The organism is Streptomyces phaeofaciens (assembly GCF_014648915.1).
GTDB lineage: Bacteria > Actinomycetota > Actinomycetes > Streptomycetales > Streptomycetaceae > Streptomyces > Streptomyces phaeofaciens.
This window is the reverse complement of record NZ_BMSA01000079.1, coordinates 1-5157: the sequence shown is the minus strand read 5'-3', so window position 1 is coordinate 5157 and position 5157 is coordinate 1. Positions and strand designations below refer to the sequence as shown.

The 5157-nt window shown below is 69.0% G+C and carries 4 protein-coding genes and 1 pseudogene; all 5 read right to left on the bottom strand.

Annotation, left to right across the window (positions count from 1 at the left end; all coding sequences use genetic code 11):
* The coding region (locus tag IE275_RS45515) for an ATP/GTP-binding protein (protein ID WP_189718583.1) at positions 1 to 266 on the bottom strand (266 nt) is incomplete at its 3' end.
* The gene (locus IE275_RS45510) at positions 247 to 834 is read right to left on the bottom strand and encodes a DUF742 domain-containing protein (RefSeq protein ID WP_189718582.1); all 588 of its coding nucleotides are present in this window, start codon (positions 832 to 834) and stop codon (positions 247 to 249) included. The genes IE275_RS45515 and IE275_RS45510, both read right to left, overlap by 20 nt.
* Positions 835 to 930: 96 nt before the next feature.
* Positions 931 to 1344 (bottom strand): roadblock/LC7 domain-containing protein, encoded by a 414-nt coding sequence (locus IE275_RS45505; RefSeq protein WP_003993185.1) that lies wholly within the window; start codon positions 1342 to 1344, stop codon positions 931 to 933.
* Positions 1345 to 1354: 10 nt separating this feature from the next.
* Positions 1355 to 4591 (bottom strand): sensor histidine kinase, encoded by a 3237-nt coding sequence (locus tag IE275_RS45500; protein ID WP_189718581.1) that lies wholly within the window; start codon positions 4589 to 4591, stop codon positions 1355 to 1357.
* 377 nt (positions 4592 to 4968) lie between these two features.
* Positions 4969 to 5157, bottom strand: a pseudogene (locus tag IE275_RS45495) (ATP-binding protein); the annotation flags it as partial.

Below are 5157 nucleotides of genomic sequence, written 5' to 3'. Positions count from 1 at the left end.
GTACCGAACAGGTACAGGATCAGGTCCTGGTCCAGCGTGATACGGCCGAAGTCCATGGCGACCGTCGTGGTCGTCTTGTCCCCGGTGTGGGTGAGGTCGTCGATACCCGCCGACGCGGACGTCATGACGGCCTCGGTGCGCAGCGGGTTGATCTCCGAAACAGCCCCGACGAACGTGGTCTTGCCCACGCCGAAGCCGCCCGCCACCACGATCTTCGCGGAAGTGGTGGAGCGGGAGGGACCCCCGCTAGAGCTTGCGAAGTCCACTGAGCACCCTTTCGAGCAGTGTCACGGCTGGCTGGCCGCCGGCGTTCTCGTCGCCGCCGGGCTGATGAATGGCGACCAGTCCCGCCTCCGCCAAGTCGGCGACGAGGATCCTGGCCACGCCGAGAGGGATGGTCAGGAGGGCCGAGATCTCGGCCACCGACTTGATCTCACGGCACAGATTGCAGATCCGCTGATGCTCGGGCAGTTGGCCCTGCATCTGGTGCGGCTGCGCAGTGGTGTGCACCAGCGCCTCGATGGCGAGCTGGTAGCGCGGGCGCGTCCGGCCGCCGGTCATGGCGTACGGACGCACCAGGGGGTTGTGCGACGCCCCGGCGGGTGCCGGCTCGGGGCTGCGGCGCTGCGGCTGCACCGGCTGGATGCGCGGGGCCTGCGGCTGGTCGTACGGCGACGGCCCGGGACCCTGGGGACCCTGAGGCATGTACGGCCGCTGCTGGCTGGGAGCGGAGGGGAAGTTGTAACGGTTCGGGTTCTGGGAACCGTCGCCCTGGCCCTGGGCAGGGCCGTACGACCAGTTGCCCGAATTCGAACCGCCTGGGGGTGTTGCCACTTTCTCTCCTCCTCCGACTGTGCCGGGCACCCATCCTTGTGGAGCCGCGTCCCGAAACCCTACGGCCTCGGGACGCCGAAACGCACCGTCCTCCGGTTAGTTGAGCAGGCTCCCTTGGAGCTCCGCACGAAGGTCGGGCGTCAGGACCGTACCGGCACGGTCCACCAGAAGGGCCATCTCGTACCCAATGAGGCCGATGTCCGCTTCGGGGTGAGCGAGAACCGCGAGCGAGGAACCGTCGGATACGGACATGATGAACAGGAATCCCCGCTCCATCTCCACAACCGTCTGGTTCACCGCACCTCCCTCGAAGATCCGGGAGGCGCCTGCCGTCAGCGACGTCAGACCGGAGGCGACGGCCGCGAGCTGGTCGGCACGGTCGCGGGGGAAGCCTTCGGACATCGCCAGAAGGAGTCCATCGGCGGAGACCACCACCGTGTGGGACACCCCCGGGGTGTTGTCCACGAAGTTGGTGATCAACCAGTTCAGGTTCTGTGCCGCCTGGCTCATCGGGCTCACACTAACGCTCCTGGTTGTAGGTGCTGTCAGGACCGAAGCCCTGGCCGTTCGTTTCAGTGCCTGCGTTGCGTCCGCGCTGGACACCCCGACGCAGGTTGCTCAACCTGCCTCGGACGTCCTCCGGGGCGCGGGAGACCTGGGGGCCTCCCTGGGGGGTGCTTGCCGCGGTGCCCTCGACCAGGTTGGCCTTGGGTACCCGCTTCGGCAGGCCGGACGCGGTGACCCCGCCCGCCTTGGGCTTGCGGAGGGACGATGCCTGCTGCCAGCGCTCGTCGTTCGCCGAACGCCAGTTGCTGTCGCCGTTGCCCTCCGAAGGGGGAGCCGGCGTCTCCTGCCGCGCGGGCCGCGTGCCGTTCGAACCGCTCGCCGCAGTGGATCCGCGACGGGGGAGCCCGGCGTCGGTCATCGCGTGGGCGGCGGAAGGGGCCGGTCCCGGACGGTCGAAGCCTACGCGGTCCTGCTCACTCGCGTCAGCGGCCTGCGTGGACTCCGCTCCCGGAGCGTACTGGTCCGGGTAGCCGTTCTGGAAACCGTTCTGCTGCGGCCAGTCGTCCTGGTAGGACTGCTCCTCGTACGCCGGGTAACCCTCACCCGCCGCCGGAGCGCGCTCCTCCTGGGCCGGCTCCGCGTATCCGGGGTCCGGGTAGCCGCCACCCGCCGCGAACGGGTCGCCCTGCGGCGCCCCGCCGTTCGGCGCGTAGTACTGGTCGTCGTACGACGGGCGCTGCTGCTCATCGTACGGCGCCTGCTGCGGCTCCTCGTACGCCGGCTGACCGGTCGGCCGGTCGAAGCCGGTGGGCGCCTCGGCGTAGCCGTTCTGGGCCGCCTCGTAGCCGTTGTCGAACGCCGGCTGCTGCCGCGGCGCGTCGAAGCCGTCGCCGAAGGAGGCGTTCTCCTGCTGCTGCGGCTGGCCGTTCTGGCCCTCCAGGGCCGACCGGCGCTCGTCGCGCGTCAGGGAGCGGCCGACCGGGTCCAGGTCGCGCAGGTCGTCGGGGACCTCGTAGCGGCTGTCGTCGAAGCCCAGCTCGGCGGCGGTGCGCACGGGCAGGCCGTTGTTGAAGTTCTCGCCCGGGAGCTGCTGCTCCGGGATGATCTGCGAGACCGTGAACTCGTCGCGGTCCGGCTGCTGCTCGCCGCCGCCACCGTGCGTGATGGCGTCCGGGAGCATGACCAGGGAGGTGGTTCCGGCCTGCTCGCCCGAGGGGCGCAGCTGGACCCGGATGCCGTGCCGGTCGGACAGCCGGCCGACCACGAAGAGGCCCATGCGCTGCGAGATCGCGGCGTCCACCGTCGGCGGGTTGGCCAGCTTGTGGTTGATGTCCGCGAAGTCCTCGGCGGTCAGGCCGATGCCCTTGTCGTGGATCTCGATCATCACGCGGCCGTCGGGGAGACGGGTCGCGGTGACACGGACCTTGGTCTGCGGCGAGGAGAACGTGGTGGCGTTCTCCAGCAGCTCGGCCAGCAGGTGCACGAGGTCGGTCACGGCGCGGCCGTGGATCTCGGCCTCCGGGACGCCCGACAGCTCGATGCGCTCGTACTGCTCCACCTCGGAGGAGGCGGCGCGCAGCACGTCGACCAGCGGGACCGGCTGGTCCCAGCGGCGGCCGGGCTCCTCGCCGGCGAGGACCAGGAGGTTCTCGCCGTTGCGGCGCATACGGGTCGCGAGGTGGTCCAGGCGGAAGAGGTTCTCCAGCTGGTCCGGGTCGGCCTCGTTGTTCTCCAGGTCGGTGATCAGGGTCAGCTGGCCCTCGATCAGCGACTGGTTGCGGCGCGACAGGTTGGTGAAGATCGCGTTGATGTTGCCTCGCAGGAGAGCCTGCTCGGCGGCCAGTCGTACGGCCTCGCGGTGGACCTGGTCGAAGGCGCGGGCGACTTCGCCGATCTCGTCCGTGGTGGTGATCGGGATCGGGGCCACCCGGGTGTCGACCCGGCCGGGGTCGGTGCGGGAGAGCTGGTCGACCAGCATCGGCAGCCGCTGCTCGGCGATGCCGAAGGCGGCGTTGCGCAGCTGGCGCATCGAGCGGGACATCTGACGGGCCACCGCACCGGCGAGGATGAACGCCAGCAGCAGGGCGACCACGACGGCGGCACCGGTGACGATCGCGGAGGTCTTGGCGTCCGAGGCGATGTCAGAGGCCTCGGTCACCGCCTTGTCGGCCATGTCCGACTCGATCTGGCGGTACGCGTCGTACTTCAGCGTGGTGACCGCCCACCAGTTCCCCTTGCTGATGCCGACCTGCTCCAGACCGGCACGCTCGGTGCCCGAGGTCGTCTTCATCGTGGAGATGGCGGCGACCATGACGTTCGGCTTCGACGGCGGCGGAACGTAGTCGTCGTTCTTCTGCTTCTGCTCGGCGGCGAACGCGGCGGTCTGCGACTTGATGTCGGCCTCGGCGTCGACGAGCTTCTGCGCGTCGGCCTCGGTGCCACCGCCCGTGTACTCCTCGATGGCGATGCCCTCGAGGTAGGCGTACGAGGAGAGGGAGACCCGCTGCTTGGCGAAGTCGCTGTCCTTCGGGCCGGGCGAGATCAGCAGATGCATGCCGATCGACCGCTGGAGGGACAGCGCGGCCTTGGTCAGCGAGATCGCGTAGACCGTACGGCCGTAGGAGGTGATGTTTCCGGTGCCCAGGCCCAGCTCGTTGGAGAACTCCATGAGCGGGTGGGCGACCGCGGTGTAGCCCTCCTCGGTCTGCACACCGGAGAGCTTCGAGGTGTAGGCCGCCGCGCGGATCTTCGGCAGATCCTTCTCCGCTTCGCGGAACAGGTCCAGGCGGCGCTCCAGACCGGGCTTGGCCGGCATGTTCTCGGCGGCCTGGTCGAAGGCGGTGGCGGCCTCGTCCGTGGCCTTGCGGGCCGCGACGACGTCGTCGTCGTCGTTCTTGCCGGCGAGCAGCGGCTCGGCGCTGATGTCGCGCTCCTTGTAGAGCGCGTCGCTGTAGGACAGGGCGGCCTGCACGACGCGCGCGGTGTTCTGCGCGTCCTCGGCCTCCTGCCACGTGTCGATCGAGCTCTTCACCTGGAAGCCGCCCATGACAAGGCCGACCAGCACGGGTATGAGCAGGATCGCGTTCAGCCGCGTCGGCACCCGCCAGTTACGGGGGGAGAGACGGCCGCCGCTCTTGGCGGGTGCGGCCGTCGGCTCCGGGCCGGGCACAGGGGCGGACGCCGCTCCGCGCGGCGGCGGCGTGAAGTTGCCCCGGGCCGCCGGCTCGGGACTTTTCTTGCTTCGCCTCACTCGACCAACAACCTCTCGGCGGTCGGCACCTTCGTCGTGCCGCAGTGTCTCAGAGCCCGGTCAGCCATCGACCATGTGTACGTCATTGACTATTGGGCAGTTCAGGCATTCCAGCATGACGACCAGCGCTCTTCCAAACAGTGAGAAGGGCTGGTTCGCTGTGATGTAAGCCCCAGATAAAACGGTCAAAAAGAACGAGCCCCGTCAAAAGACGGGGCCTTCGTGCGCGCAGCGACACCAAGCGACCGCGACGCGTGGCGGTACCACCGGATTCCTCTGCCGAAACGTTATGAACACTGGAGCCGGCCGTGTCAAAGGCCACAGCCGGCTCCAAAGCGTCTACGACAACTGCCGTATGGCACTGCGTAATTGGAAAGTTACCGCAGTCGTGCCATCAGCGCATGTTCCACCAGAGTGATCAGCGCACTCTTGGCGTCGGAGCGGTGGCGGGCGTCCGTCGTGATGATCGGGGTGTCCGGTCCGATCTGGAGCGCCTCACGCACCTCCTCCGGCTGGTAGGGCTGCGAGCCGTCGAAGCCGTTGAGGGCGACGACGAACGGCAGGCC